The following is a 26,740-nucleotide window of genomic DNA, read 5'->3' as shown; positions in this document are numbered from 1 at the left end:
CAGGGCAGCGGCCTGGGGGAGGACCGTACTGTGGCCGCAGTCGGCGCTGGACTGTGGCCCCGGAGGTGCCCGATGTGGGGTTATTGCTCGTGCGGGACGCCGGGCAGGAGGGAAGATGGGTTTATGAGCCAGACCACTACACCGGCCTCCGGGTCAGAGCCGCAGGCCGGGAGCCGCGATGGCCGAAGTGAGCGGTCGCCGCTGCACCTGCACAATCCGGTAACCGAGCGGATGCTCCTGGTAGGAAAGCGCCGCGAAACCGCCGAATCTCAGCTCCAGCAACGACTCCTGGGACGCCGGCCCGCCAAAGACTAGCCCCGGTTCCGGCGCGCCGGACCCGCCGAAGAAAGCACGCATTCCACCGGATCTGATCCTCATGTCGACGCCCGAGAGAAGACACCTTGCCAGGTGGGGCAGGCGTGAGCAGGCCCAGCTCAACGGTCTCAGGATCGCCATCGGCAGTGCCGGGATCGACGCAGCCGAGCTGTGGTTGCGCTACTTCGGCATCGGAGGAACAGCGGGCGAGTACGAGGTCAACACCTACCTTCAGCCACTGACGTCGTTGCCTCCGTGGAGCGGGACGTCCTTGCCCAAGCAGCCAACGAACTCATCGACGAACTTCCCGCCCGGCCCCGCGCCCCTACACAGAAGAGGACGAAGAGGGCGAAGCCCCGGAGGGCGGGACCCCGGCGGAAGGTTGGAGTCTCCCTGACACCGCCTGTCCGGGGTGGGCCGGCCTAGTCCTGAGGGCCGACCGCGTCGAAGAACTTCGGGCCGCCGTCGGCTTTCGTTGTCTGTCGGTGCGCCTGGTCCTGGATGAACTGCTGATCCTCGGCAGTGAGCACCGTGCCACCATGGATGTCCACTGCGCTGTCCTGGCCGGTTTGTCCGTTAATGATGGCCGTCAGGGTGCGGGGAACGATGACGCTGCCCGGGTTGTCCATCAGCCATTGCTTTGTTTCCGTCGAGAGATGGTCCCAGAATTCTTTGATGTGCACAACAACCAGCACTGCCCTTCATTGGTGGGGTGAAATCATTGGTGGGGTGAAATCATAGAGCGCGCCAAATGCGCCGGAGCGATACTCACATGGACAGGAGCCGGTACCTTCAGCCTACGCCCCCTGGGCATCCTGACCTGGCGTCGTCAGGCCCTTTTTGAGGATGACGCCCCCGCGGGGCCCCTTACGGTCGACAAATGGTGTTCCATTTCCAAGGAAGTGGGACAACGATTGGTAGCAGCGGTGACTCCAGCACATTTTTCCGCTGCCGGTTGCGGCCGCGATTCTTACGACCTGGCCCTGGCTACCGCGCCCATGCGTCAGGTTAGGGCTGTCGCCACTGCCGTAGGCAAGTTGCCTTCGTTGGGTGCTTTTGCGCACAGGCCTGGTGGGATCCAACGGTGCCGGAAATCAACGTTGCTGCGCCTCATTGCCGGGCGTCTCGCGCTGACAAGTGGGCATATCACGACCAACGGTAACGTCGGATACCTTCCGCAGATGCTCACCCTCGTCACTGATTCAACGGTGGCGGACCTGGACCGGAAGGTTGGCGAAATAGGGGGAGGCGAAGCGATGCTGGTTGTCATCACGGGACTTCGGCTCCAGTCGTAGGCGAGCACGCATACTGTAAAGCGATCGAGGCTGCGCTGCGCGCCGGTGGAGCTCGTTGCCTAACCTGACAATCCCCACGACGCGAACGCAATCAGTGTTCGATGGAGTAACAGGGTCAAATGGAACCATTTTGATCTTCTGTTCAAGCAGGTGCCGCCGACTGGTGTCGGTCTTTTGTTGGTCAGTCTGCACAGGAGATTCGCATCCTGAAGAACGGCACGGAACGCCCGTTTATTGAAGTGAGGCTCGACGGCGAACCCGTCGGCGAACTCAGCAACGTCACTTCCGCTCACGACGTCCCCTATGCCTACGGCAAGTGACGCTTTGGTTCCGTCCTCGGAGGTTAGTCTGTCGGCGTGATGACTTCTGCCAGGTGCATCTGGTCATGGGCCTGACGCCTGCAGTTCATCCGGGGAAAGTCATGTGGCTACAGTTTGGTCGAATCATGGAAGAGTGAAAGGAGGCGAAACGATGAGGATTCCTACCTTCTTGGCACTAACGGGCGTCGTCCAAGACCAGAACATCCTGGACGTCCCGGAGTTGGGGCTCGACACATCGCCCTGCGAAGGTCCGACAGGTGAAGGCTCACTTCCCTTCCAGTGGACACGGATGCCCGTCTCTTGCGCGAGTCGGCGGTAGCCTTCGACATGCGTTCCGGCTCATGACCAGTCCCGCCGGTGATGCCGGAGCGGTTTCTTTGGTTTAGTTCAGGGCTGGGGTGTCTTTGGGGATGACTCCGGAACCGTACAGATCGGCGGCGAGATTTTGGAGGGCGCGCAAGGCGACCCGCTGTGTAAAGGGACCGTAGGAAACACGCGCAACGCCGAGTTCCTGGAGCTCGGCTGCGGGAAGCGCTCCGGGGGCGCCGATCACAGACAATTTGCCGTGTCCGAGGCCTGCGACGAGCGGCTCGATAACGTCGCGTGTCAGGGCGCCAGGGACGAATACCAGCGCTGCTCCTACATCCAGGAAGGCGCGACCACGGGCGATGGCGTCCTCAATTCTGTCCTTGATCGGGCGGTCGCCGCCCTTCGCAATGGCGTCGGTGCGTGCGTTCAGCTGGAACGCGATGCCCTCGCCGTTGGCGGCGTCGACGATCGCCTTCACCCGGGGGCGACGGCTTCATCGAAAGGACGCAAGCGGTCTTCGACATTGGCGCCCACGGCGCCGATGCCAATCGCCCGGCGGATGGTTTCGGCTGGGTCTTCGTAGCCGTCGTCGAGGTCGGCGGTGACCGGAAGTTCAACCGCGTTGACGATCCTCTTCACGCCATCCAGCGCGACATCCAGGGGCATGGTTCCATCGGCGTAGCCATACGCGGCCGCAATCGAGTGCCCGGCGGTGGCAATGGCTTTCGTCTCAGGAAGAGCTGAGACGGTCGAGGCGCTGATGGCGTCCCACACGTTGACCACACTCAGGATTTCCGGCGCCTCATGCAGCGCCTTCAATTTCTCAGCCCGGGCATGGATATTTGATTCGGTCATGGTCGTCCTCCGTCGTCATGGTTGGGATCACTCGCCAAAGTCAGCCTAGACGCAAGGCGCCCTTCCATGTGGGCTTTAGAGCCACCGTCGATGACTTCAACCGGATCAGCCGTGACTTGCGGTCGGGTGTGTTGGAGGACAGGAGCCTCCAACGGCACGTGGGACGTCCGGAAGGCCTGATGAGGAGGCAACGCGCCCGGCCTTAATGACGATACCGCTCCGGCGCTCGTCCCAGAGCACAGCGGGGTCCTCGAACGGGTTGCCGTCCAGCATCACAAAGTCAGCGCAGGCCTCCTTCGCGATGCGTCCCAGATCGTCCCGTCGGAGGAGCGCTGCGTTGGTCGAAGTCGCGGAGCGGAGTGCCTCGTAGACCCCGAGCACTTCGCACTGCAGGCGGAGCCCGGCCAGCTGTTCATCCTCGAGTTCACCCATGAGATCGGTGCCGAAACCAATCCCGACTCAGGGCAAGGATGAGCTTGCTACGGGTGCTGTCGTCCCAGTGTGGGCACGCGTGAGTTGCGCTACAGCGCTCGGTGATATTGCCTCGGCCAACGGGCTTTGGAGTGGTCCCCGAGGAGGCGAAGCGCAAAGTACGGGTCGCGCAGGAGTGCCCGGCCCACAATCACCGCGTCAACGCCTGACTGTTCAAGAACGGTCCCCACGAGTTCCGGATCCGACAACTGCCCTACGGGTGCTGCCGGAATTCCGCTCTCTGCCCGCAACGTTTGGGCGAACTCCACATTCAGGGCTTGCCTTTTGGGTGGCTGCGCGTCGAGGGACAGGGCTCCCGACGTCACGTCCAGGAGATCGATGCCTGTCCCGGCCAGGCTCCTGGCGAAATCCCTCGCTTCATCCAGGGTTATTCCGCCGTCGATCCAGTCAGTTGCCGTTAGGCGAACGAAGACAGGCTTGTGCTCCGGAAAGCTGTCGCGGACGGCCTGGGCGACCCGGAGCGGCATCCGCATCCGGTTTTCCAAGGAGCCGCCGTAGTCGTCCAGGCGGTGGTTGGAGACGGGCGAGAGGAACTGATGGAGCAGATATCCATGAGCTGCATGGATTTCGACGACGTCATAGCCCGCCTCGTGCGCGTTCGAGGCCGCCTGCGCGAAGTCTTCCACGACCTTGTCGATCTCGCCCACCGTCATCTCAGCAGGCACCGTGAGGTCCCCAAACGGCCTGGGGGAGGGGGCCATCGGAATCCAGCCGCCGTCGTCCAACGCAACGGGGCTGTTCTGGCCTTCACCGAGCCATGGCACTTTGTGGGAACTCTTCCGGCCCGCGCTCTGGAGCTGAACGGCGGCTACGGCGCCGACTGCCCGGATCTCTGCGGCGAGCCTGGAGTGCGCCTGCACTTGCTGCCCGTTCCAGAGCCCCAAGTCGCTGGCCGTCGTACGATGACGTGGACCAATGGCCGTGGATTCCACCATAACGGTTCCCGAGCCCCCAATGGCGCGGGAAACGTAGTGGACCGTGTGCCAACTCGTTGGGACCCCATCGGGTCCGGCCGAATACTGGCACATTGGGGACATCCAGATCCTGTTGGGAATCTCAAGGCCGCGAAGTGTCAGCGGCTGTCCTGCTTTTCCACGATCCACTTAGGCAACCGCTGCATCCGGTGCACTCCGGAGGATCTCCGGTGACTCGTGCAGGGTGGCGAGCAGGCCGCTGGCCAGGCAGGTGCGCTCCAACATGCCAGCCACGCTGATCCACTCATTCCTCGCATGGGCGCCGTCTCCCACCGCGCCAAGGCCGTCGAGAACCGGCAGGCCCAGCGCGGCAGCGAAATTCCCATCGCTGGCACCGCCAACCGAGGTCTCAGCCAGCTCAAAGCCGAGTTCCCCCGCAACGGATTCGGCAGCAGTGAAAAGGCGGGCAGTTTGCGGCGACCGCGTCATGACGGGCCGATTCCACTCCCCGCTCACGGTCAGCGTCGCAGCTTCGTGCCGGGTCCTGAGCCCCTCCAGCACCGCACTAATCCGGCGAGCCTCGGAATCGGAGGAAACCCGGACATCGAGGTTTGCAGTCGCTGTGCCGGCTGTGACATTCGTGCGGGTCCCGCCATGGACGAGACCCACATTGACCGTGGTTCCCTTTGCGAGGTCTGTCTCGGCATGGAGCTGGATAATCACGTGGGCGATTTCATCGATAGCGCTGGCCCCGGTTTCCGGGTCGAGTCCGGCATGGGCCTCGCGGCCATCAACGGTGACTTCGAAGATGCCAACTCCCTTGCGGGCTGTCTTCAACGCTCCCCGTGCGCTGGCTTCGAACACCAGCACGCCGTCACCGCGCAGAGCCTCGTCCTCGATGATCAGCCGGGAGGCCGGGCTGCCCAGTTCTTCGTCGCCGTTGAGTACCAGGCGCACATTCGGGCGGGGAAGGCCCAGTTCCTTTGACGCCCTGAGGGCCCAGACGAGCTGCACCAGACCGCCCTTCATGTCGAAAGCGCCGGGTCCGGAAAAACGGTCGCCTTCAACGGTCGGCGGCCAGTTCCGGAGGGTCCCAGCCGGCCAAACTGTGTCGTAGTGGCACAAGGCGGTGATCCATGTTTCGGATCCCTGGTCCGAGGGATAGTCGAGCACCAGCGTGTCGCCCCATTCGCCGCCGTCGACGATCCGCCGGGCGCCGGGTTCGCCTAAGCGGTTGTGCAGCCATTCCTCGATCCACTCCAAACCTGAGACCAGCAGGGTCTTGTCGTCGGACGGGGTCTCTCGTGAAACGTAGGCCGTCAGGTCACCCACGATGTCGGAGCGCCTCTGCCCCACCCATGCCGTCAGGTCCTTGATGCCGCTCATCGGACCGTATCCATTTTCTCGATGGCTTTCCGGTCGAGGCGTGCGAGATGCTCCTCGTCCATGGCAATGGATCCGGCTTCCAGCCCCCGGATCACGGCAACCAGCTCCTCGATGAGGGGAAGCTTCAGCCAGTGCCTGGCAGCGGCGTCGATGACAGGTTCATACTGCGTGGGCACCTCTGTAGGGCGATGCCGCACAGCAATGTCCCGCCAGATCCCTGAGCGCGTTTTGGTCTGGGTGGAGAGCCATTTGATGAGGTCGTCCGTTGCCTCGGAGTTCCTTGCAGGATCCGCGCTCCGGACGTAGCTGGCAGGGTCGAAGGCGTCGAAGCCTTCGAGCCTTATCCCCTCGGCCGCCGCGACATCGAACACCTCCGCGGCGAGTTCATTCATGGCGGGTCGGTGTCGGTCGATGAGTTCGCTCATGTCGGCGTCGGCCAGGGCCGTTGCCGTCAGCATTGCGCCAAAACCAAGCTTGGACCACAAGAAGCCGGCAACGTTGTCGGTAACCTTGGGCGTGCCCCAGTGGCGCAGGTCTTCGGCTAGTTGCCGCACTCTGTCGCTGACGCCGCCAGCGAACTCACCCAACGCCATGGCGCCGATGCCGCCGTCGCTAATGACACCCGGCTCCAGCACGTCGGCGAAGAGATCCACGAAAGCTGTCAGGGTTCGATCGGCGCCGACGTGCGCCGCGATGATAGCTTCATTGAGCCCATTCTGCATGGAGGCGATGTAGCCGTCGCTGCTCAGCCGCGGGGCGATCCACGCGGCGGCGCTGTCCGTGGCCTGGGCCTTAACTGCAAGCAGAACTCGTTCCATGCGATCGGGGGCGTCTTCGGGCGTGTACGCCGAGACGTGCGCCACCAAGACGCCGGTGGGGCGCTTGATTTGGAGGCCGTGCTTCTTGATGGCCTCTACATGGTCGGCGTCGGCGTCCACGACCTGGACCGGGACGCCCTGGGCGTGGAGGTGTGCTGCCAGGGTGCCGCCGATGGCGCCGGCACCCACTACTGTGTAGGGATTATTCTTCATGACTTCCTTAGGAATTTCTGATGCGGGCGTCGCTGCCAGCCTGAGGTGCCCAGTGGAGGGGCAAGTTGATAGCGCCGGCGGAGGAACCGCCGTCGACACGCAGGGTCTCTCCGGTGATCCATTCGGCTTCGTCCCCGGCCAGCCATACGACCGCGCGGGCAATGTCGTCAGGCTCGCCCCGGCGCCCCAACGGGTTGCCGGAGACCGCGGACGCGTACTCTTCCGTGACCGGGTTGGTGTTGCTGTTCACCGTGACGCACCCGGGAGCGACGGCGTTCACACGGATGCCGTACTGACCCAGCTCGAGGGCCGATGCCTTGGTGGCCATTTCCAGGGCCGCCTTGGACGTGGAGTATGGCGCCGCGCCGGGGCGGGCGCGGAGGGCCGCCCCAGAGGAAATATTGACCACGTTCGCGCCCCTGCCGGGTTCATTGGCGGTTTGAGATTGGACAACACGCTGTGCCAGAGCCACGGTGGCCAGCAATGGCGCCCGGGTGTTGAGGTTCAGTACGGCGTCCCAGCTCCGGGCGTCCAGCGACAGGAACGGAGTAGCCGGGTAGATCCCTGCCGAGTTGACCAGTACATCCACGGGTGCAGCTGACCAGGCCTCAGCGATCATGTCCCCGGGGCCGTTGGCGGAACCGAGATCCGCGATCACCGCTCGGACCGTCTGGGCACCGGCTTCACGGCATTCTTTGACTGCGGACTCGAGCGGCGCGGGGTTGATGTCTACCAGGGTCACTTGGTGGCCAAGCCCGGCGAACCGAACCGCCACCCTGCGTCCGATGCCGCTTCCTGCCCCTGTTACTACTGCGTGGCGGCTCAATCGAGCGCCTTGCCCTTGGTTTCGGGCATGGTCAGGTAGACAGCCAGGCCGATCGCCGCAGCGATGGCGCAGTACACCCAAACCAGGCTGCCGTAGCCACTGGTGTTCATCCAGGTGGTGATGTACGGGGCGGTGCCTCCGAAAGCGGCGACTGCCAAGGCGTACGGGACGCCGATTCCCGTGGCGCGGACCTCTGCGGGGAACTGTTCCGCCATGATCACCGCGCAATTTGCAGAGTATCCGAGGAGCAGGATGACGCCCACGACCTCGATGAACAGGAGCATCCAGAAGTTGCCGTTCAGCAGGGTAAACGCTGGCCAGGAGAAGAGAAGGAAACCAGCGGCGAAGGCGGTCATGGTGGGCTTCCGGCCAATTTTGTCCGAGAGGAGACCTCCGAAAGGTAATAGCGCCAGGAAAAGGCCAACGGCAATGAAGTTGGCAAGCAGAGCCTGGCTCAATGGAATGCCGGTTGCTACTGCAGCGTAGGTCGGCATGTAGGAGACCCACATGTAGTAAAGGAGTGTTCCGGCGATGGTGATGCCGAAGACCCGGAGCGTGGCCTTGGGGTGCTTCACGAACATGGTGAAGACAGAGTTGCGTCGACGCTCGCCTGATGCCTCGCTGCGGCGCTGGGCGTTGGTGAAGGAGTCTGTCTCAGCCACCGAAGACCGGAGCCACAGGCCCACAAGCCCTAGCAATGCCGCGACGATGAAGGCCGCGCGCCAGCCCCAACTGTCCAGTGCATCCTTGGAAAGGTTCGACGTGATGATGGCGCCTACACCGGAGGCAAGGAGAACACCCGCTCCGACCGAGACCTGCTGCCACGACCCGGCGAAGGCGCGGCGGCGGGGAGCGGCAGATTCCACCAGGAAAGCCGATGAGGATCCGAACTCACCGCCGGCCGAGAAGCCCTGGACCATGCGGGCCACCACGAGGATGATCGGCGAAAGGAGCCCCACGGTTTCGAAAGTGGGTGCCAGGCCGATGACGGCCGTCGATCCGGCCATTAGGCCAATGGTTAGAACAAGGCCTTTCTTCCGTCCGTGCCTGTCCGCATAAGCCCCCATGACGGCCGCACCGACTGGCCGCATAACGAACCCAACGGCGAAAATTGCGAGCGTGGCAAGGAGCGCCGCGATGGGGTCGCCCTTGGGGAAGAAGTGGTGGGCAAAAACGGAGGAAAAGGTGGTGTAGACGGCCCAGTCCACCCATTCGACGGCGTTACCGATACCGCCGGCAATGATTGCCTTGCGGCCGCGCGCGGAGAGTTTGGTTTCGTGGACCGCTTCGGCGGGCACTTGCTGTGTTGTCATGAGTTGGAAGTCCTTGTGGTGAGCCGGGAGGCAACATGGGTTGCAAGATCTTGGTGGGTGGTGATCCAGACGCCGTCGTGGGATCGGATGTATTCCATGAGTTCTTCGAGCACGATCAGCCGTGAACGGTGCCCGATGATGTGGGGGTGGAGGGTGAGTTGGAAGACGCTGTTTGCCGCGTATGCAGCGTCAAACTCGTCCTTCCAGATCTGTGTGAGCTGCCGCGGAGGCATGTACGGACGAAGACCTGAGTAGCGGTCCATCATCAGATACGGGGCGTCGTCCCGGATCCAGTCAACCGGGATCTCGATGATGCCGGTCTGCGAACCTTCCGCGAGCAGTTCATACGGTTCGTCATCAGCCATGAGCGAGGAGTCATAGAGGAAGCCGAGCTCTTGCACCACCTCAAGGGTGGAATCTGAGAAATCCCAGGAGGGCGTCCTGATGCCCGCCGGTTTGGTCCCCGACTGCTTGTGCAGGACGTCGGTGGCCCGGCCCAGCAGATCCAGTTCCTGTTCATACGTCAGCAGGGTGTTCCGCTCGTGGATCCATCCGTGGACGCCGACTTCGTGGCCATTGTCCACATACCTGGGAATCTCTTCCGGACGCAGCAAGGCACACACTGCAGGGATATAGAAAGACGCCGGTGCCTCGTAGCGGCGCAGAAGTTCCAGGATTCTCGGCACGGCCACGCGGGCACCGTACTCTCCCTGGGCCATCCGACCAGGCGATGTTTCCCCGTCCCGCAGTGACGGTGTCTCGTGGTCGGAGTCGAAGGACAGCAGGACGGCTACTTTGGCACCGTCCTTCCAGCGCGCGGCTGGATCAGGGTGAAGGAGGGATTGGCCCGCGCGGATCTTGTTCACATGACCGCGCCATTGCGGTTCAGGCCATTCCCAAGGTTCTGAGTGGTTCATTGTCTGGGCTCTCTTTCCATGGTATCGCTGCATCGGATCTGCCGGGTCGATCCCTTCTCCCGGAGGCGCATGGCTGCTTATCGCGAGTGATACAGCTCTCACGTCTTCAACGGTAGAGTAAATCGTGCACATGAGCAAAGGGTTAATGGAAAAATCATTCATAAGATGGCAACCCTGTGGTTTTTACGTCTCCCAATGCGAGCCCTGGCGAGGTATTCTGGAGCTACTATGACGGTGGATCAAATATCAGATCAGGCAACGGACCAAACGACACCCCAGACCTCCCTGAGGAATGGGAACTCACGCATGGACGAGACGGATCACGACATCGTTGCCGCCCTCCAGATAGCCCCCCGAGTTCCCGCTAACGCACTGGGCGAGATCCTGGGTGTTCCGACGAGCACTATCACCCGAAGGCTCAAGCGACTCCAGGACGAGCGGCTGATGAAAGTCGTCGGCCGCTTCGCCTGGCCCCTTATCCTCTCGGGCAACCCGCAGCAGCTGTGGATCTGCTGCCATCCGGGACAAGCACTGGACGTCGCCGAACAGCTCAAGGCGTTTCCGGAGATCCAATACATCATGACCACGTCCGGGAGTAGCGACGTCTATGCAGAACTCTTCCCGCTCCTCGGAACGAATCTGAATGATTTGGTCAGCCGTAGGATCCCGTCCCTCGCCGGGATCTCCTCCGTGGAAACCCAACTGGTACTTGACTCCAAACGCGTTGCGCTGTCCTGGCGACTCCAGAGGTTGAACAGTCAGCAGAAGGAAGCCCTGGGAGCGCACGTCGTGCCGGTGAACCAGCCGCCGCTGCGGTCCACGGAAGACATGACCGACCTCGAATTCCGCACTATGGGCGAATTGGGGCGCAATGCCCGCGCTTCGGCGGCCGAGATCGCCCGGACCCTGAATGTTGGCAGTTCCACGGCTTACCGGGCGATTCAGACGCTGTTGAACACAGGGGCTGTGTCACCCCGTGTAGAAGTGGAGCCCGGGGCGGTAGGCTTTCCGCTCGCGGCGATCGTCTCCCTGCAGATTAAGCCGAAGTCCATCGGAACGGTTTTGGACACGTTGGCCGCACACTCCAGCGCCCGAATGGTCTCCATGGTGACGGGCAAAGCCCCGGTGGTGTTCCATGGCGTCTTCACCGGGCCACAACAGTTTGCCGAGTTCCTCACCGAGGACGTGGGTGCCCTGCCTGGGGTGCAGGCCATGGATACGTGCGTCAGCCACAGGATCCTTCGACGCTACTGGATGGACAGGGATGGAGTGCGCATCGGAGAACAGATGGAGGGACTCCTGAGGCGCTAAAGTTCGGTGGTGTCCTGATCCAGCTCCCCTCGGTCTCTGAACAAAGATTGTTCTCCAGTGATTTGGGGGAGTATTAGAGGACGACTAGTGGTGGACTCTATGTGGATGGAAGATATCCACCCGTCGGCAGGTACTCAATGTCGGTAGACGCCAGGCAGGGATCTGAACAATGAGAGTGGGACTGCGGCTTCAGGGAACCAGCTGCCGGACCGTTGTACTGGATGGGCGGACTGTAGTTTCCGCCGCCCGGGAGGTGCACGCCGACAGCTTGCCCGAAGCACTGGAATCGTCCCTGTCCGCTCTCCGTCGGGAGTTCGCGTCAAGCATCACGGAGATCACTGCCGACGTCGGACGGGTTCTGGCGGAGCGGAAGCTGGCCCGCGTCGTCGCCATCCGTATTTCGCCCCGGCCTCCCGCGGACCGCTTCCATATGACCGTGCTGCCACCCCTTATTGAGCCGGCAGTGACCCGCACCGTTCATGTCCGCGGGGGTCACGACCTGCGGGGACGGCCTCTGGCCCGGTTGGACCTGGAGGCGTTCCTGGCCGATCTCCCAGGCATCCTTGCCGGTGACGTGCGGAACGTGGCGATCACTTCCGTCGGTTCGACGGCGTCAAAGGACCATGAAACGCGCATAGCCGATGCCATCCTCAGCAACGACCGGGACATGCGTATCAGTATTTCCAGTGACTTCTATTCCAGCGTTTTCCGGGACCGCGACTACACTGCCATCCTTAACAGTGCCCTGATGGAGACGGGGGAAGAGTTGGCTGTCCTGCTTGAGGAGGCAGGCCGGCGCCAGTTCCCGGCCACCCTCTTGTCGTTTGGAAAGAACGACGGCGGTCGGGCGCCTTTGTCACGCTTGGCGTTGGCTCCTGTGCACGGGTTGTACGCGGAGTCCGCGATGGCGATCCTTGGCGCGGCCACGTTGGCGGGAATCCCCGATGGGGAAGTCATTCTCTGCATGGAGGCCGGAGCCGCCGTGGGCCACACCCGGGGAGGCTTGCCTGCCGCCAGAAGCCTCATCCGCCAAGGATTCGACGCGAGCATCGCCAGCAATGCGGCCATACTTGAGCCTTACACTGTCCACCATCCCGTTCGCACGGACATCCCCTCCGTGATTGCCGATCTCCGCGAGCATCAGGAGACTGCGCTTCCGTTCGGGCTGGTGGCGACTCTGCCGGCGTCGCAGGACGCCGCGCTGGTAGGGTCTGCCGGGGCGCCGCTGACGGCGTGGATCGACAGGCTCGAGACCGTCCGCGGCCGGGATGACCTGCAACGCGTACAGAACCTCGCCGAAGAGGACGCCTACTCAGCGGCGGTCCAGTTGGGCGCCAGCCCCGGGCAGACCCGCATCATTGAATCGAACGTCTATGCCATGCCCTATGGCAACCCGGGTATCGTTCGCATACGGGTCCAAGCGGCAGGAGAAACGTACGTCCACGAGGAACACACGCTACCAACAGCTGCCCCTGGAGCAACCTTATGAGCACCGTACTCACTACCGAAGACGTCCGGAACCTCCGCACCGGGGCCCACTTCCTGACCTGCACCATCGACCCGACGGCCATCTACATCTACGCAGAAATGATCCAGCGGGCGATGGAGGGCCGGTCTTTGGAACTCATCACCGTTGACGAGCTTGCTCCCGACGACCTGGTGGTGGCGGTCGGAATGGTCACGCAGGGCCTTTTCATTGCCGATATGCCTCCGGTGGGAGATGAGTTCCTTGGCTGCATCCGTGCCATCGAGGCCAATCTCGGGCGCTCGGTGCGGGCGGTCTATTCACTTGCCGCCGCCAATATCAACGGAATCGTCCCCCTCATGGTTGGACTGCAGTCCGGGCTGCCCGTCATCGATTCCGACCCCATGGGCCGTGTTTTCCCCTTGATCAGCCAAACGACGCTGAATATTGGAAACGTGGCGATAGGCCCTATCGCACTCAAGGGGGTAACCGGGGAACGGGCGGTGGTCGAGGTGGAAAGCCCTCAGAGGGCCGAAACGCTGGTGCGTGCACTGGTGACCGAACTGGGCGGCTGGGCAGCCACCGCCATGTACCCGTGTTCAGCGCGACAGCTGAAGGAACACGGCGTCCACGGTTCCATCAGCCGGATGATCCGGATCGGGCAAATCCTCAACGCGAACACCCCAGTGGAGAGAAAGCTGTCGATGCTCGCCGAGCTCCTCGGCACCACGCGCATCGCCCGGGCCCGCGTGAGCCACATCGAAAGCCTCTCGCGGCCAACGGACCTCGGCCTGCCGGCGCAACCCTCCAGCGTAACGCTCGAGGACGAGACCACGGGGCGCATCGTTCGTCTCGAAATCCAGAATGAGATCCTGCTGGTCCTCGTGGATGGCGAAGTAACAGCAGCCGTCCCGGACATGGTTACCCTGCTCAATTCCGAGCAGGGCACGGTGGTCAACATCGACGACGTCCAGGTGGGCGACGTCATGGACATCATGAAGATTACGGCAGCGACACAGTGGTACACAGAGGCGGGGCTTGATCTCACTGAGCCCAAGGCCTTCGGCATCCCGATAGCGCACCCAAGGCGGCGACATGCGTAGGTCGAAAAATGAAACCCGGCTCGATCTCGCCGGGCTGTTGGCGCACGGCTCACTCCGTGGCACAACGCCTCTGTATCTCACTCCATCGAGCGGGTTGGTAGAGAGCGTAGTTCTGGTCTCCCAGCTTGAGGAAATCCGACAGGTGCGTCCCAACACTGTGGTCGTCCTCTCACCAGAGATGGGATCAGGTGGCTGGCTGGTTTCCGCGGCACTGCGACACGCTTGGGAGCGGCGGGCCAGCGCCGTCGTCGTGGCCGGCACTACCTATGCAAGCGGAGCGGTCGGACTGGCGGAGCGATTGGGCACCACCCTCCTGGCCGCTGACGGGGACCCAGCGGCATTGGCGTTGGCTCTGTCGGCAGAGATCGGAGCTGCCCTGTCGGTGGTCGATGCGGAACTGGCCCGGGTAGCCCGGGCGGTCACAAAGGACACCACCCTCGGTGACGTTCTCAAGACCATTTCCAGGGAACTGGACGGGGTGGGAGTTTTGCTGGGGTACGACGGCGTGGTGCTGGCCTCCGCCGGAATACCTCCACGGGAGACTGACGAAGTCATCACCGTAGAAGTCGGCGAGGCCAATAGTGCCCTCCGCTTCACCCTGACAGCAAGCGTGCCCACATCCGGGGTCCACAACCTGCGGCTGGTGCGCTCAATCCTTGAGGTAGCCACCCCGGCGGTGAAGGCCGCCTGGTTGTTGGAAGACCTCCACAGCTCTGCCCGTGCCATTCCCACAGCGGCGCTCGCGGAATTGGATCAGGACCTTGATGCGTCAGGGGCGGAATTCGAGGAGAAACACCGACATCTGCTGAACCAGCTGGGCTGGCGCGAAGGGGAGCATTACGTGGCTGTGTGGTTCCGAGGCGGGCGGGTGCAAGACCATCGGCCCGAACTGACGGCTGTGCTGCGCCTGCTCTGGCGCAAGGTCACAGCACGCAGTCCCTTGGCCGAGGTTCAAGGTGGTTGGCTGACGCTCGTACCGGCTGGGGACCAGGACGCCTCGACGCAGCTCGAAACCCGAATCAGGACACGTCTGGGACCGGCCCTTGCCGAGCTTGGCTTGGTGGCCGGACTGTCCCGGTGGCAGGAGGATGGCCCGGCGCTGGCGTTGATCGTGCGTGAGGGCCGGCTGGCTGCTGAATCGTCCCGGTCGATGGGACCGGGTACGGTTCTAGGCCTCGCCAGACTCGGGGTGGCGGCGGCCACCAGCTTCGTGGACATGGACGCCGTCGCGCTCGTGGCCGAACTAACACTGCCGCGCCTGATGGCATCTCCTGACCGCGACGTGATTATTACCGCGGTGGCCGTCTTCCTGGATCACCGCAGCTCAGTCAGCCTCGCAGCGAAGTCCCTCAATTTGCACCGGAACACCCTGCAGGCCCGGCTTAATCGGGCCCGGGAACTCGGTGTCCGGCTGGATATTCCGTCCGAGTTGCTGTCCGTCCACCTCATTGCCAAAGTGCTGCAGCGCTCCTTGCAAGACTAGGCGGGCACGCGGGCATACCGTTCCGCCAGCAATCCGTGACCGCGGTCCATGCCCGGGAACGGTCCCTGGTCCGTGTCCTTTCGAACTGTTCCATGGACAACTGTTCTATGGACAACTGTTCTGTGGACACGGTATCCAGGGACCACAGGGCTAACCTATCTGGACAACAATCTTCCCTGACTGTTCGTTCGACTCCATGTAGCGGTAAGCGTCGAGCACCTGGTCGAAAGCAAAGACCCTGTCTACCCTGGGCCGCAGCGCGCCGGAGCCGATCCGCTCGAGGATGAAGTCGACGCCTCTCTGCCGTTCATCGGCCCGTCCGACGTGGTTGAACATTGAGTAGGGATGGAACACCGATTGAGTCCTGCACATTGCTGCCATGGGGATGACGGGCTGCTGATCGCTCAGAGTTCCGTACCCGAAAATCACTGCGTTGGGTGCCAGGTGATGGACGTAGGTGCCGAGGGACTCTCCTCCTATAGGATCGAAAGCGACCCGCACGCCTTTGCCGTCGGTGGTGCGGTCAATGACCTCGCCGACATCGTCGACTCCCACAAGGGCAACTTCGCTTGCGCCTGCTTCGAGGAGGAGCGACCGCTTCTTCTCCGTCCGTGTCGTCGCGATCACCCTCGCCCCCAGTGCGCGCGCTACCTCGATGGCGCCAAGCCCGGCCGAACTGGCGGCGGCCGTGACGAGCACGGTGTCATCGGATCCGAGATTGGCTACCTCTGCGAAGGCGAAATAGGACGTCAGATATTGCATCCAAACAGAGCAGGCCTCGGCATCCGAAAGCTCGGGTGGAGCAAGGGTTAGGTAGTCTCCCGGAAGGACGGCTGTCGTTCCCTGCACGCCGTCAGTCGTGGTGTAGAAGGGAATACTCGTCACGCGGTCGCCGATGTTGAAGGCCGTGATGTTCTTGCCGATCTCGGTCACCGTTCCCACTGCCTCGGAACCGATGCGCGAGGGGAACGCCGGTATGGTGTAGTGCTCCCCGTGGATGAACATCAGATCTGCCCGGTTGAGTGCAAATGCTGCGACGTCGATGCGGACATCGTTGTCGGCGACCGGACGTGGCGAAGCATCTTCGACGCTCAGCACTTCAGGGCCTCCCAGTTCGCGGAAGACAACCGCGGATTCCGGCCTGCTCATGGCCGGACCATCGAGAGTTCAGTCAACACAGGGGCCGAAGTCATTGACACCATGTGCTTTGGCTTGAGGGCCGGGAAAAACTGCGCACGTTCTTGGGCGGTCGGCCCGTCGTAGCCCAAGCGCTTGCTGTGCGTCCAACCGAAACGGCGGGCCGAGTCCACGAGCTGCTCAGCGTGTTTGAGCGGGGCCACAGTCGCGTCGATCACAGGTACGCCAATTTCCTCTTGAACCGTTTGGAAGAATCCGAATTCGGCCGTGCACCCGAGGATGACGACGTCTGCTCCGTCTTCCTCCACGGCCTTGCGGGCTTCGGTCATGATCCGCTTCTCCGTGAGAGCCGGGTCCGCCTGGAAGTCGTCGACGCCCATCTCGAGCACGCGCCACGAGGCAAGACGGTCTGACGCGCCGCAACGGTGGACGTTCTCGGCCATCTCGGGAATCCACTTTTTCCGTCCAACGAGAATGGAGAATCGCTCGCCCAGGCTGCCGGCGAGGCTCAGCGCCGAATGCGCCGGGCCCACAACCACCATACGATCGGTGATTTCGCGTGCGGCCCGCAGCGCCGGGTCGTAGAAACAACCGATGACGGCGGCGTCGTAGCCTTCTTCTTCCGCCCAGCGCACCGTGCGCAGCAGTTGCGGAAGCATGAGTGCCTCGAAGGCGTTGTACTCAACGTGGGAGGGGCCCACGCCATCAAGTGAGACGACATCAACTTCGGTGCCCGGACGGACAATCTGGCGGAAGGAGTCCGCCATTGCGCGGTTGTAAAGATCGGTGAACAGCGGGTTGATCCACAGGATCCGGGTATTTTCCGGGAGAACGTCGAGACTTTCGCTTGGGCTGATCATTCCAATTCACTTCCTTCGGTTTCGGGCAAGAACAGGCCGAGGATGACCGTGGCAAACAAGAACATGTTGATAAAGAGGATTGTCGAAGTAGTTTCGGTGGCTGAGGCCAGGAGGAGCCCGACAAGACTCGGCGCGACCGTATTTGCGACGCGCTGACCGAAAAGCCCGGACCCGTAGCCTGAGCCACGAAGCGCTGAGGGGTAGAGCTCACCCATCCACGTGTCCCAGACACCCCAGGCTCCCAGGGCGAAGAAAGCCAGGGAGAACATGCCTACATACATCTCGGTCTCTGTGGAGGCTGTCCCGAAGAAGAATCCCCCGGCTGCTGCGGCGAGGACGTAGATCGTGAAGATCCACTTGCGCCCGAAACGTCCAGTGAGGTAGGAGGCCGACATATAGCCGGGGATCATGAGCACCGCGCTCAGGGCGATGAAGCCAAAGCTTGATGAGGCGCTCAGTCCTCGCCCTTCAAGCAACGTGGGCATCCACGATTGAAGTCCCCAGTAGCCCCAGGAGAAGGTGAAGTTGATGAGGACCTGAATAACCGTGATCCGGCCCATCCTCCCCTTGAAGAGGTTCCAGAAGGACAGCTTTTTGCCGTCCGAGACCGTCAATATGGTGCTCCGGGAGATGCCGCGTGCACCCAGACGCTCGAGGACAGCGTGTGCCTCTTCATTCCGGCCCCGCCTCGCGAGCCAGTAGGGGGATTCCGGTACGACCTTGTATAGAACGATGCCCCATAGGCTGGCAAGCGCGCTGACAGCAATAACCCAGCGCCAGCCGTGCCCTCCGATCAGGGCAGCGGTGCCGAGGGCGGCAAGGATGCCAATCGGCCACCCTGCAGCCAGATATACAGTGGCCTTTCCGCGGACCTTCACAGGGAGCAGTTCTTCAAAATAGGGGAAAGTCACCGTGAAGACGCCGGAGAACAAAAGCCCGGAGAGGAAGCGAGCCACCGAGAGGACCTCAAAGTTCGGCGCGAAGCAGCTCAGGAGCGTAAAGACGCCATAACCGAAGAAGCTCCACGCACAGGTGGCCTTCCTGCCGATCCGGTCAGAGATGGGTCCCCAAACGAGTGACCCGGGAATCATGCCAAGGAACAGCGCCGAAATGGCGATTCCTACCTGCGTCATTCCGACCTGCAGGCTCGTAGCCAGATCACTGGCAACGTAGGTGAGCATGAGCATTTCCCAGGCTTCGATTGCGAAAGCAACGAAGAGGACCGCACAGATCTTGACGTGAATGAACCCGAAAGGCATGTCGCGGAACGCGTGCCCCACGGCCATGGAGAGAGGTGGACTCGCAGTCCCGGGCACTGGCCCTGAAACGAGTGGGTCGATATTGGACATGTCGTGACCTCCGATATTGCGAATGGGATAAGAAGGACAAACAGCGTTTCTGTGCACGGAGAACAGTTCGGATCTCAAGGAATGCACGGTGCACCTCGAAGCAGCTCATCCAGGCGTCCACTCGGAGCAGCCTGTCCAAGCCTCCCGCCGAGTGATTGCCCTCACACTACAAACCGAGAACTCACAGATGGTGTTCAGCTTGCACTTTTCTGGCATGGAGGTTTGGGCGCCAAGCACTACCGCCCAAAAGGTGCACCCGTCCGGGCATGGCGTAACTGCCACCGCTTTTATGCAGTCTGCCCGTCCAGCTTGAGCACAAGGGTGCAGTATGCCCATCCCCTTGGTTGGCCCCGTATGTAGCGTGTTGCCACACACAAAGTGCCATTCCCAGAACCATGAGGAGATAAACATGCCGAACTACAGGGTGTCGATGGATATCGGCGGAACCTTTACCGACATTGTGGCCTACGACCAGGACGCCGGAACCTACGCGGCAACGAAAGCGTCAACCACGCCCGGGAACCTCAGTGCCGGCGTCATCGCAGGCCTCGAATCGATAGTTGATGATCTATCCGACATCGATTTCCTGGTCCACGGCACCACACAGGGCCTGAACGCATTCCTCGAACGCCGTGGTGTTCCCGTGCTGCTGCTGGCCACCGCCGGCATCGAGGACACTTATCACATCGCCCGCGGACCGCGTCTTGAGCTCTACAATGCTCAGTACCGCAAGCCCGCCCCGCTGGTCGAGCGCAAGGATGTCATCGGCGTCGAAGGCAGGCTGGACAGCCAAGGCGGGGAACTTGTGCCCTTGGACGAACTGGCAGTCCGCCAAGCAGCGCGCCGGGCAAAAGAGGAAGGCTATGGCGCCGTCGCCGTTGCGTTCCTGTTCAGCTACAAGAACCCCTCGCACGAACTCAGGGCCCGCGAAATCCTCATAGAGGAACTGGGGGAAGACTTCACCGTCTCCCTATCGCACGAAGCAGCCAAGGAATGGCGCGAATACGAGCGCACGTCCTCTGCCGTCGTCGAGGCCTATACGGGTCCGGTCGTACGCAACTACCTTTTGGACTTGGAAGATAAACTCGCTGACCGGGGAGTGGAAGCCCCACTGCACATCATGCAGTCCTCCGGCGGTGTACTCACCGCCGAATCCGCTCGTAAGCGGCCGCTGCAGACGCTGCTTTCCGGCCCGGTCGGCGGCGCCATGGGCGACGTCGAACTGGCAGGTGTCTCGGGAAACCGCAACCTCATCGGTGTGGACATGGGCGGAACATCCTTTGACGTTTCCTTGGTGGTTGACGGCAAGCCGGACGTCTCCACGGAGGCCCACCTTGAAGGTCTGCCGATGCTCATGAGCGTTGTCAACATCCACACCGTCGGCGCTGGCGGCGGCTCCGTCGCCTGGCTCGAAGCCGGCGGCCTGCGGGTCGGACCGCGCTCCGCAGGAGCCAACCCCGGACCGGCTTGCTACGGCCGCGGCGGGACGGAACCCACCGTCACTGATGCCAACCTGGTCCTCGGCCGTGTCGACCCCGACTGGTTCGCCGGCGGACAGGTCGCCTTGGACCGCGAAGCCGCGATAACAGCCCTGAAAACTGTCGGTGACCAGCTCGGCCTGGACCCCATTGCCATGGCGGAAGGCATCTGCGACGTAGCCAACTCGCAGATGGCCCAGGCGATTCGGACCATCACGATCTCCCGCGGCATCGAGCCCCGGGACTTCTCCCTCGTGGCCTTCGGCGGAGCTGGACCCATGCACGCAGTCTTCCTGGCCAAGGAACTCGGCATTCCGGAAACAGTCGTTCCTCGATTTCCCGGTGCTTTCTCCGCCTGGGGCATGTTGCAAACCAACATCCGCAAGGACTTTTCCGAACCCTACTTCTACCTCGACGAAGACATCGACGTGGCCGACATGGCCGGCATCCTGCGCTCCATGGAAGTCGAAGGCTTGTCGTCACTGGTCTCGGAAGGGGTCCCGGAGGAAAGCCGCGCAACGAAGGCGTCCGTGGACGTCCGCTATCAGTCACAGGAGTTCTCATTGAACGTTCCGCTGACATCCGCTGACGAGCCCGAATCTCCCGACTTCGTCACCAACCTCGCCCGCCGATTCTCCGCGATGTACCACGAGCGCTACGGCCACTCCAACCTTGGCGCGCCGATCGAAATCGTTACGCTACGCACGCAGGCTGTCGGTGACCTGGGACGGCTGGAAGCTCCGAGCTACGTCACTGCACAGGGGCCGGAGTTCAAGCACGAAATCCGCCAGGTGGTCTTTGACCACGTCGAGCACAGCACCACCGTGGTCCGCCGTGACGACCTCGGCGCTGGCCACACATTCGAAGGACCCGCCATCATCGTGGAGCAGACCGCCACCACCGTGGTTCCACCCGGGTTCAACGTCCAGGTCGACGAGTTCGGCTCCCTGGTCATCCGCACTGAAAACGTCGAAGAAAACTGAGGTACCAAAAATGACAATTGCAGCAGTCACAACCCTGGATCCGGTCACCGTGGAAATCATCCGCAATGCACTCACCAGCGCGGCGGATGACATGAACGCCACCCTGATCCGTTCCGCCTACTCACCCATCCTCTACGAAGGCGGGGACTGCGTCGTGGCCCTGTTGGACACCGAACACCGAGTGCTGGGACAGTCCGCAGGCCTGCCGCTGTTCCTGGGCAACCTCGAAACGTGTTCGATCGCCGTGGAGGAAATGTACGGCCGCGCGGTCTGGCAGGAAGGGGACATCTGGATCCTCAACGATTCATACCTGGGTGGGACCCACCTGAACGATGTGACCATTTTTGCTCCGATCTTCGACGACGGCGCCGTGGTTGGATTCGCGGCCACTCGGGCGCACTGGATGGACATGGGATCCAAGGATGTGGGCGGCTCGATGGACTCGACAGATATCTTCCAGGAAGGCTTCAGGATGGGGCCGGTCAAGCTGGTCGAAGCCGGTATAGAGACTTCTGTCGTTGACCTGATCCGGACTAATGTGCGCTTCCCTTACCAGACCATTGGTGACATGCACGCGATGATCGCAGCCCTCCGGATGGGGACCACCCGCATGAAGGAGCTCGTGGGCAGGTACGGGATGGAGCAGTTGGATGCCGCCCGGGATGAGATCTTCCGCCAAACGGAGGAAATCGAGCGTGCGACCGTCCGCAACATCCCGGACGGCGTCTACGAAGCCGAGGGTTTCCTGGACAACGACGGCATCGATCTGGACACTCCCATTCCAATCAAGCTGCGGATCACGGTAGCGGACGATACCGTTGACTTTGACGTCACCGGATCGGCGGACCAGACCCTGGGGCCGGTCAACTGTGGTGCCGCCCAGGCCGTCTCGGCACTGCGCGTGGGCTACAAGCTCCTCGTCAGCCCGGAGTCCAACTCCAACGGTGGTTCCTTCCGGCCAATGACCACCCAGGTGCGGTCCGGCTCGGTTCTGGGCGCCGTGACGCCGGCCCCGTGCCAGTGGTACTTCTCCCACCTTGGGCTGCTGATTGACCTCGTCTCCAAGGCAATGGCCCCGGCCATGCCCGATCGGGTCGCCAGCGCCAGCCACGGTGACTCCATGATTATCACCGCCGCCGGTTTCGACACCCGCTTCGGCCGGAACTTCGTCACTATGGAAGCCACCCTGGGCGGCTGGGGTGCCTGGCAGGGCACGGACGGTGAATCAGCCATGATCAACAACGTCAACGGCTCACTCAAGGACCTGCCGATCGAGATGTTGGAGACCCGTTACCCATTCCGGATCAACGAGTACTCCATCCGCCCCAACTCCGGCGGACCCGGACAGTACCGTGGCGGCAACGGCGTAGTGCGCGAATACGAATTCCTGGCCGACTGCGTGGTCGGGCTGTGGTTCGAACGGTCAAAGACCCCCGCTTGGGGACTCTTCGGCGGATCGGACGCTCAAGGCCCGGAAGTTGTGATCAACCCCGGACGCTCTGATGAGGTCCGCACTCTGAAGGCGAACGCCCGCAAGGTCAAAGCCGGCGACGTCGTCCGCCTCGCTGTGGGCGGGGGCGGCGGCTTCGGAGACGTCTCCAAGCGCTCCCGCGAGGACATCACCTACGACATCGTCAATGGATTCATCACCGACGACTTTGCCCGGACGCACTACGGCTACTAAGCCCCACCAGTGGATGGGTTCCCATCCAGAAGGGAGGACTCCATGAGTTCCCAATATCAATCCTTCGACGACGTTTGCGAAAGCGCCCGGAAAGCAGTCGGCGTCACCCTCTTTACCATCTCAGTCATCGCCGACGACGGCGCCAGTATGGCCCGCGTCTACACCACCCATCCCGATGTCTATCCGGTAGGCGGGAAGAAGACCCTCGCCGGGGACACGAACCGGGTGTGGCTTGAACAGGTCCTCGAGGGACAGCAGCCGTTCCTGGGGGCGGACAAGGAAGCGGTCCGCGCATTCTTCTTTGATTCGGAAACGATCGAGTCATTGGGCTGCGGGGCCATCGTGAACGTTCCGGTCGTGAGCAGCGGCCGGACTATCGGATCGATGAACTTCCTCGCACCTGAGGGCAGCTACGACCAGAGTTCGGTGGAGGCAGCCGTGGACGTCGCACGGCGGTCCGTCCATCTGCTCCAAGAAGCCCTTATCACCACTAACTAGTTCCACCGCGGGCGGGCACCAATTGGGGGCCCGCCCGCGGCGACAACAACAGGAAGGAACCGCACGTGACCACTCCGGAAAGCCTGACAATACGTAACGCCCTGATCTTCGACGGCGAATCACCTGACCTGATTGAGGGCTCTATCAGCATCCGGGATGGCCGGATCACCGACGTGGGGCGGGAGGTGGAAGATACCGGTGCCGTCCTTGACGCCGGCGGCCGAACCGTGATTCCAGGACTTATCGATGCACATTTTCATGCTTACGCGCTCAGCCTGACGTCCGCCACGAACGAGACGGGGCCACTTAGCTATTCCGCACTTACCGGGGCAAGGCGCCTCGCTGCTGCATTGCTCCGTGGATTCACAGCGGTGCGTGACGTGGCGGGCGGTGACGTTGGCCTTGCCAACGCCATCGAGGAGGGACTGTACCCTGGTCCACGCTACTTCTTCACGGGACCGGCGCTAAGCCAAACAGGAGGCCACGGCGATATCCGGGCCGCGAACGACGGAGGATGCTTCCATGGCGGCCACATGTGCGAAGTGGTGGACGGCGCCGATGACCTGCTGCGGGCCGTGCGTCACCGATTCCGAACCGGCGCCACCGCGATAAAGCTCATGACCTCCGGAGGGGTTGTTTCACCGGTCGATCCGATTCGGGTTCCGCAGTACAGTGCGGAGGAGATCCGCGTCGTAACGGACGAGGCTTCCCGGCGGGGCAGCTATGCCACCGCCCACGCATATTCGCCCGAGGCTATTCGCCATTCAGTACTTAACGGGGTCCGCTGCATCGAACACGGCAATCTGCTGGATGCGGAAACCGCCCGGCTCATGGCTGACAACGACGTCTATCTCGTCCCCACCTTGGTGACCTACGAGGCCATGGAACGACGCGGAGAGGAAGTCGGCCTCACCAAAACGGGAACGGCCAAGAACCGGGAAGTGCTGGAGGCCGGGAGGAACGCGCTGGCACTGGCCCGCGACGCCGGGGTCCGGATCGGATTCGGAACAGACCTCATGGGTGAACTGGAGGACGAGCAACTGGCCGGACTCCGCCTTCAGTGCGAAGTGCTTGGCGTCTACGGCGCCCTCCGGTCGGCAACATCAACCAACGCCGCCCTGCTTGGACGCGGTGACCTTGGACGCATCACCCGAGGGTCGTGCGCGGACTTGGTGGTGCTGGACGGGAATCCCTTCCACGAACCATCGATCCTCTGGGACGAAAGCAAGACGCGGACCGTCATCAAGGACGGGCAGCTCATCTCCACCGGTGCCCTTCGGGGTGCGGCGGACCTCCCGTTAAACGTTCCGGTTGCCTGAGAAAGCCGGATGGTGTACTTGCGCGCGCCCCGGGCCCCGACACGGACAAGCTGCAAGTAGTTCGCACAGTGCTAACAGCGGTTTGTTTTCGGTCAGATCCGTTCTAAACCTTTCCGGTCAGCGTCGGTTACGATGTACGCCCTATTGACTGAAAGAACCCTGCTGAAACTCAGCTGGGTTCGTGCCGGTCCCATTTAGCTACTGCTGCGAGGCATTTCTGTATGCGCGCTAGTGGTCTGAGTGCCTCGCAACAGTGATTTGGTCACGCTCGGCGTAGTAGCGACTTCGAAGCATAGTAATGAGACCGAGACGTGATGCCCTAGTTGCAATTCTCCGGGTGTGAATCGCAGGAGTATTTGGCGTGGTTCTGTCAGCGCTGCCGGTTCCGAACGGACTTCTCGGGCCCACCAGGGCACGTAGCCCTCCGTTAGGTGAGGGCTGGGGGCTCCCGGCGGCCCGCGCGCGCCAACTTGCTTTTACGGAGGGGGCGGGTGGAGTCTCCCCGCGTTTCCCGGGATTTCCATAAGGCCGACAACCGACCTTTCGTACAGCTCGGTAGGGGAGGGGTAATGGGGCACGCGACGCACTCACCCTGCGACCGAAGTTCTGGGCAGCCCCGCAAGCCAGTCCCCTCCGGCGCCAACACGACATACCGGCCGCTATCCAGGGCGACCATGCAACCTGCGAGATTGGGCGATGAGTCAGGCATCCCGGAGGCCGGAACGATTTCCGAAGACAGGCGCTCCTTGTGAGCGTTAAGTCTCGTGAGCTCCGGTCCCGCCGTGCGGTCCCATACCATTCAGACTGGCGTCCGGAGAAGCTAATTTGTGCCTTTGGCAACGGTCATGTGGGATATCTGCCTGATTCGGGTCCGGTCCGGGATTCGAGGGCGGTGGCGGCGTCGAGGGCGTCGTCGACCACGATGAGGTAGTTGTCGCGTCCGGCGGCGAGTGGGATGGAGTGTTCGCCGTATTTGTCGTATGCGAGGTCGACGGCGTTGGTGATGTTGAGTCGGCGCAGGAGCCGGGCGATGTCGAGGGTGTCTTTGTCGCGTTCGGCCGCGATTTTCATGGCCAGGAGCGTTTCGGTGTCTGCGGCCTGGATGGTGAGTCCGTCGAGCTGTTCGATGTCGACCCAGGTGGCGTTCTCGGGGACGAAGGCTGAGGCGTTGGTGTTGAGCCAGTCGGGCGCGAGGTCGTAGTCTGCTGCCATTTCCGTGACGACGGTGTGGATGGTGTGTGGGTCGGCGTAGCTGGCGTCGATGTCTGCGGTGGGCCGGTTGCCGATGCCCTGAAGGATGAGGGCGGCACCGCCCACTAACTGGACGTCGCCGTGAGCACCGGCGGCCTGCAGGCGCCTGCCGAGTTCATGGAGGAGAGCCCGGATTTGTGCTGCGGTGAGTTCTCCGCCGGTCATGCCGTGACCAGGCTACGTTCGCGGATGAAGACGTTCAAAGCGGCGAGTTCCGGCGGGGTTTCGGTGCGGGTGAGTTCCTTCATGGGTGCGCGGATGGTGCGGTAGGACTCTGCCGGCATCCATGCCTTGTCGAGGGGTTTGATCCGTCGTGTCCAGGATGGCGTGGGTTGGCCGAGGCGGTGTGCGGTGTAGTTGGTGATTCCGGCGAGGGCCGCTGACCAGTGCGGGTCTTTGAGGCGGGGGCTGCGCTGGAGCAGCGGTCTGCCGGCGGTGAGGGAAGCGGTGGCGTAGTCGGCGAGCATTTTGATGGCGAACTCAAAGTCCCGTTCGGAGATGAGTCGGGTGAAGGTTGCCGCGTAGTCTCGCCGCGAAGGGTCGAAGTCGCTGCCCCGGGGGATGGGATCTGTGGCGGCCAAGGTCAGGCCAACGGCGGCCATGACGGCTAGGGTTTTGCCGAGTTCGGCGCGGTCATGGCCGGCTTCCAGATCGATGAGGAACTTCCGTGACACACCGGCCATGTCGGCAAGGGTTTGCTGGGACAGCCCGCGGGCTGTGCGGCGGGCGCGGATGATGGCGCCCGCTGATGCCGGGGTCTCGATGGGCTTTCCAGTGTCATGGCGTCCCTTCTCCCGTCCATTATGTCACCGAATGGTGACATATGCATTTGAGGGCGGGCGTCCG

At 62.5% G+C, this 26,740-nt stretch carries 23 protein-coding genes and 1 pseudogene; 10 read left to right on the top strand and 14 right to left on the bottom strand.

Going from position 1 to position 26,740, the window contains the following annotated elements; translation table 11 throughout:
• Positions 1-123: 123 nt before the first annotated feature.
• A complete protein-coding gene (locus J2Y41_RS04670) occupies positions 124-315 on the top strand; it encodes a hypothetical protein (protein ID WP_309926577.1) in 192 nt (63 codons plus the stop codon).
• A 422-nt stretch (positions 316-737) separates the two neighbouring features.
• Here the strand turns inward: J2Y41_RS04670 and J2Y41_RS04665 are convergent, their stop codons facing one another.
• Complete coding sequence (locus J2Y41_RS04665) at positions 738-1,010, bottom strand: hypothetical protein (RefSeq protein WP_309926575.1); 273 nt, start codon at positions 1,008-1,010, stop codon at positions 738-740.
• Between the two features lie 231 nt (positions 1,011-1,241).
• Here J2Y41_RS04665 and J2Y41_RS23085 point away from each other — a divergent pair, with 231 nt between their 5' ends.
• Positions 1,242-1,610, top strand: a complete 369-nt coding sequence (locus J2Y41_RS23085; RefSeq protein WP_396133448.1) for a hypothetical protein — start codon at positions 1,242-1,244, stop codon at positions 1,608-1,610.
• Positions 1,611-2,312: 702 nt separating this feature from the next.
• Here J2Y41_RS23085 and J2Y41_RS04650 read toward each other — a convergent pair.
• From J2Y41_RS04650 to J2Y41_RS04615, 8 genes and pseudogenes are all read right to left on the bottom strand, one after another.
• Positions 2,313-3,094, bottom strand: a pseudogene (locus J2Y41_RS04650) (isocitrate lyase/phosphoenolpyruvate mutase family protein).
• Positions 3,095-3,199: 105 nt separating this feature from the next.
• Positions 3,200-3,547, bottom strand: a complete 348-nt coding sequence (locus J2Y41_RS04645; RefSeq protein WP_309926726.1) for an amidohydrolase family protein — start codon at positions 3,545-3,547, stop codon at positions 3,200-3,202.
• A gap of 68 nt (positions 3,548-3,615) precedes the next feature.
• Positions 3,616-4,689, bottom strand: coding sequence for an NADH:flavin oxidoreductase/NADH oxidase (locus J2Y41_RS04640; protein ID WP_309926573.1), 1,074 nt, complete (start codon positions 4,687-4,689; stop codon positions 3,616-3,618).
• On the bottom strand, positions 4,690-5,886 hold the full coding sequence (locus J2Y41_RS04635; RefSeq protein WP_309926569.1) for a M20 family metallopeptidase: 1,197 nt from the start codon (positions 5,884-5,886) through the stop codon (positions 4,690-4,692).
• Positions 5,883-6,917, bottom strand: coding sequence for a 2-dehydropantoate 2-reductase (locus J2Y41_RS04630; protein WP_309926566.1), 1,035 nt, complete (start codon positions 6,915-6,917; stop codon positions 5,883-5,885). Before J2Y41_RS04630 ends, J2Y41_RS04635 begins: the two co-directional genes overlap by 4 nt.
• Before the next feature lie 7 nt (positions 6,918-6,924).
• Positions 6,925-7,743: an SDR family oxidoreductase gene (locus J2Y41_RS04625; RefSeq protein ID WP_309926564.1), complete on the bottom strand. Its 819-nt coding sequence runs from the start codon at positions 7,741-7,743 to the stop codon at positions 6,925-6,927.
• Positions 7,740-9,056, bottom strand: coding sequence for an MFS transporter (locus J2Y41_RS04620; protein WP_309926562.1), 1,317 nt, complete (start codon positions 9,054-9,056; stop codon positions 7,740-7,742). Before J2Y41_RS04620 ends, J2Y41_RS04625 begins: the two co-directional genes overlap by 4 nt.
• Entirely contained in the window at positions 9,053-9,973 is a 921-nt protein-coding gene (locus tag J2Y41_RS04615) for a polysaccharide deacetylase (RefSeq protein WP_309926560.1), read from the bottom strand. The genes J2Y41_RS04620 and J2Y41_RS04615 overlap by 4 nt, the downstream gene beginning before the upstream one ends.
• Positions 9,974-10,279: 306 nt before the next feature.
• On the opposite strand from J2Y41_RS04615, the gene J2Y41_RS04610 reads away from it, so the two are divergent.
• The 4 genes from J2Y41_RS04610 (at position 10,280) to J2Y41_RS04595 (ending at position 15,335) form a co-directional block, all read left to right on the top strand.
• Complete coding sequence (locus J2Y41_RS04610) at positions 10,280-11,284, top strand: Lrp/AsnC family transcriptional regulator (protein WP_309926557.1); 1,005 nt, start codon at positions 10,280-10,282, stop codon at positions 11,282-11,284.
• Between the two features lie 169 nt (positions 11,285-11,453).
• On the top strand, positions 11,454-12,773 hold the full coding sequence (locus tag J2Y41_RS04605; protein WP_224089933.1) for a hydantoinase/oxoprolinase N-terminal domain-containing protein: 1,320 nt from the start codon (positions 11,454-11,456) through the stop codon (positions 12,771-12,773).
• A complete protein-coding gene (locus J2Y41_RS04600; RefSeq protein WP_224089934.1) occupies positions 12,770-13,852 on the top strand; it encodes a DUF917 domain-containing protein in 1,083 nt (360 codons plus the stop codon). Before J2Y41_RS04605 ends, J2Y41_RS04600 begins: the two co-directional genes overlap by 4 nt.
• A complete protein-coding gene (locus tag J2Y41_RS04595; protein WP_309926553.1) occupies positions 13,845-15,335 on the top strand; it encodes a helix-turn-helix domain-containing protein in 1,491 nt (496 codons plus the stop codon). Before J2Y41_RS04600 ends, J2Y41_RS04595 begins: the two co-directional genes overlap by 8 nt.
• 150 nt (positions 15,336-15,485) lie before the next feature.
• On the opposite strand, the gene J2Y41_RS04590 is transcribed toward J2Y41_RS04595, so the two are convergent.
• The 3 genes from J2Y41_RS04590 to J2Y41_RS04580 are packed head-to-tail and all read right to left on the bottom strand — an operon-like array spanning position 15,486 to position 18,681.
• Complete coding sequence (locus J2Y41_RS04590) at positions 15,486-16,484, bottom strand: zinc-dependent alcohol dehydrogenase family protein (RefSeq protein ID WP_309926551.1); 999 nt, start codon at positions 16,482-16,484, stop codon at positions 15,486-15,488.
• The gene (locus J2Y41_RS04585) at positions 16,481-17,332 is read right to left on the bottom strand and encodes an aspartate/glutamate racemase family protein (RefSeq protein ID WP_309926549.1); all 852 of its coding nucleotides are present in this window, start codon (positions 17,330-17,332) and stop codon (positions 16,481-16,483) included. Before J2Y41_RS04585 ends, J2Y41_RS04590 begins: the two co-directional genes overlap by 4 nt.
• On the bottom strand, positions 17,329-18,681 hold the full coding sequence (locus J2Y41_RS04580) for an MFS transporter (RefSeq protein ID WP_309926546.1): 1,353 nt from the start codon (positions 18,679-18,681) through the stop codon (positions 17,329-17,331). Before J2Y41_RS04580 ends, J2Y41_RS04585 begins: the two co-directional genes overlap by 4 nt.
• A 409-nt stretch (positions 18,682-19,090) precedes the next feature.
• Here J2Y41_RS04580 and J2Y41_RS04575 point away from each other — a divergent pair, with 409 nt between their 5' ends.
• The 4 genes from J2Y41_RS04575 (at position 19,091) to J2Y41_RS04560 (ending at position 24,643) form a co-directional block, all read left to right on the top strand.
• Complete coding sequence (locus J2Y41_RS04575; protein WP_309926544.1) at positions 19,091-21,142, top strand: hydantoinase/oxoprolinase family protein; 2,052 nt, start codon at positions 19,091-19,093, stop codon at positions 21,140-21,142.
• Positions 21,143-21,152: 10 nt separating this feature from the next.
• A complete protein-coding gene (locus J2Y41_RS04570) occupies positions 21,153-22,826 on the top strand; it encodes a hydantoinase B/oxoprolinase family protein (RefSeq protein WP_224089940.1) in 1,674 nt (557 codons plus the stop codon).
• Positions 22,827-22,868: 42 nt separating this feature from the next.
• Positions 22,869-23,324, top strand: a complete 456-nt coding sequence (locus J2Y41_RS04565; protein ID WP_224089941.1) for a GAF domain-containing protein — start codon at positions 22,869-22,871, stop codon at positions 23,322-23,324.
• Between the two features lie 65 nt (positions 23,325-23,389).
• Positions 23,390-24,643 carry an amidohydrolase family protein gene (locus tag J2Y41_RS04560; RefSeq protein WP_309926540.1) on the top strand — a complete coding sequence of 418 codons (1,254 nt, stop codon included), beginning with the start codon at positions 23,390-23,392 and terminating at the stop codon, positions 24,641-24,643.
• A gap of 843 nt (positions 24,644-25,486) precedes the next feature.
• On the opposite strand, the gene J2Y41_RS04555 is transcribed toward J2Y41_RS04560, so the two are convergent.
• Positions 25,487-26,059: a DUF6036 family nucleotidyltransferase gene (locus tag J2Y41_RS04555; protein WP_309926538.1), complete on the bottom strand. Its 573-nt coding sequence runs from the start codon at positions 26,057-26,059 to the stop codon at positions 25,487-25,489.
• Complete coding sequence (locus J2Y41_RS04550; protein ID WP_309926724.1) at positions 26,056-26,628, bottom strand: helix-turn-helix domain-containing protein; 573 nt, start codon at positions 26,626-26,628, stop codon at positions 26,056-26,058. The genes J2Y41_RS04555 and J2Y41_RS04550 overlap by 4 nt, the downstream gene beginning before the upstream one ends.
• Positions 26,629-26,740: the final 112 nt, after the last annotated feature.

This window comes from Arthrobacter sp. 1088 (assembly GCF_031455315.1).
Lineage (GTDB): Bacteria > Actinomycetota > Actinomycetes > Actinomycetales > Micrococcaceae > Arthrobacter.
Note: the sequence above shows the minus strand (reverse complement) of the source record. Positions and strands in the feature narration are given on the sequence as shown.

Excerpts from the sequence above, each read along its gene's own strand:
- J2Y41_RS04555 (WP_309926538.1), bottom strand. The coding sequence starts at position 26,059 with ATGACCGGCGGAGAACTCACCGCAGCACAAATCCGGGCTCTCCTCCAT.
- J2Y41_RS04600 (WP_224089934.1), top strand. The coding sequence starts at position 12,770 with ATGAGCACCGTACTCACTACCGAAGACGTCCGGAACCTCCGCACCGGG.
- J2Y41_RS04575 (WP_309926544.1), top strand. The coding sequence starts at position 19,091 with ATGCCGAACTACAGGGTGTCGATGGATATCGGCGGAACCTTTACCGAC.
- J2Y41_RS04610 (WP_309926557.1), top strand. The coding sequence starts at position 10,280 with ATGGACGAGACGGATCACGACATCGTTGCCGCCCTCCAGATAGCCCCC.
- J2Y41_RS04570 (WP_224089940.1), top strand. The coding sequence starts at position 21,153 with ATGACAATTGCAGCAGTCACAACCCTGGATCCGGTCACCGTGGAAATC.
- J2Y41_RS04585 (WP_309926549.1), bottom strand. The coding sequence starts at position 17,332 with ATGATCAGCCCAAGCGAAAGTCTCGACGTTCTCCCGGAAAATACCCGG.
- J2Y41_RS04630 (WP_309926566.1), bottom strand. The coding sequence starts at position 6,917 with ATGAAGAATAATCCCTACACAGTAGTGGGTGCCGGCGCCATCGGCGGC.
- J2Y41_RS04595 (WP_309926553.1), top strand. The coding sequence starts at position 13,845 with ATGCGTAGGTCGAAAAATGAAACCCGGCTCGATCTCGCCGGGCTGTTG.
- J2Y41_RS04635 (WP_309926569.1), bottom strand. The coding sequence starts at position 5,886 with ATGAGCGGCATCAAGGACCTGACGGCATGGGTGGGGCAGAGGCGCTCC.
- J2Y41_RS04615 (WP_309926560.1), bottom strand. The coding sequence starts at position 9,973 with ATGAACCACTCAGAACCTTGGGAATGGCCTGAACCGCAATGGCGCGGT.
- J2Y41_RS04580 (WP_309926546.1), bottom strand. The coding sequence starts at position 18,681 with ATGTCCAATATCGACCCACTCGTTTCAGGGCCAGTGCCCGGGACTGCG.
- J2Y41_RS04670 (WP_309926577.1), top strand. The coding sequence starts at position 124 with ATGAGCCAGACCACTACACCGGCCTCCGGGTCAGAGCCGCAGGCCGGG.
- J2Y41_RS04620 (WP_309926562.1), bottom strand. The coding sequence starts at position 9,056 with ATGACAACACAGCAAGTGCCCGCCGAAGCGGTCCACGAAACCAAACTC.
- J2Y41_RS04590 (WP_309926551.1), bottom strand. The coding sequence starts at position 16,484 with ATGAGCAGGCCGGAATCCGCGGTTGTCTTCCGCGAACTGGGAGGCCCT.
- J2Y41_RS04565 (WP_224089941.1), top strand. The coding sequence starts at position 22,869 with ATGAGTTCCCAATATCAATCCTTCGACGACGTTTGCGAAAGCGCCCGG.
- J2Y41_RS04605 (WP_224089933.1), top strand. The coding sequence starts at position 11,454 with ATGAGAGTGGGACTGCGGCTTCAGGGAACCAGCTGCCGGACCGTTGTA.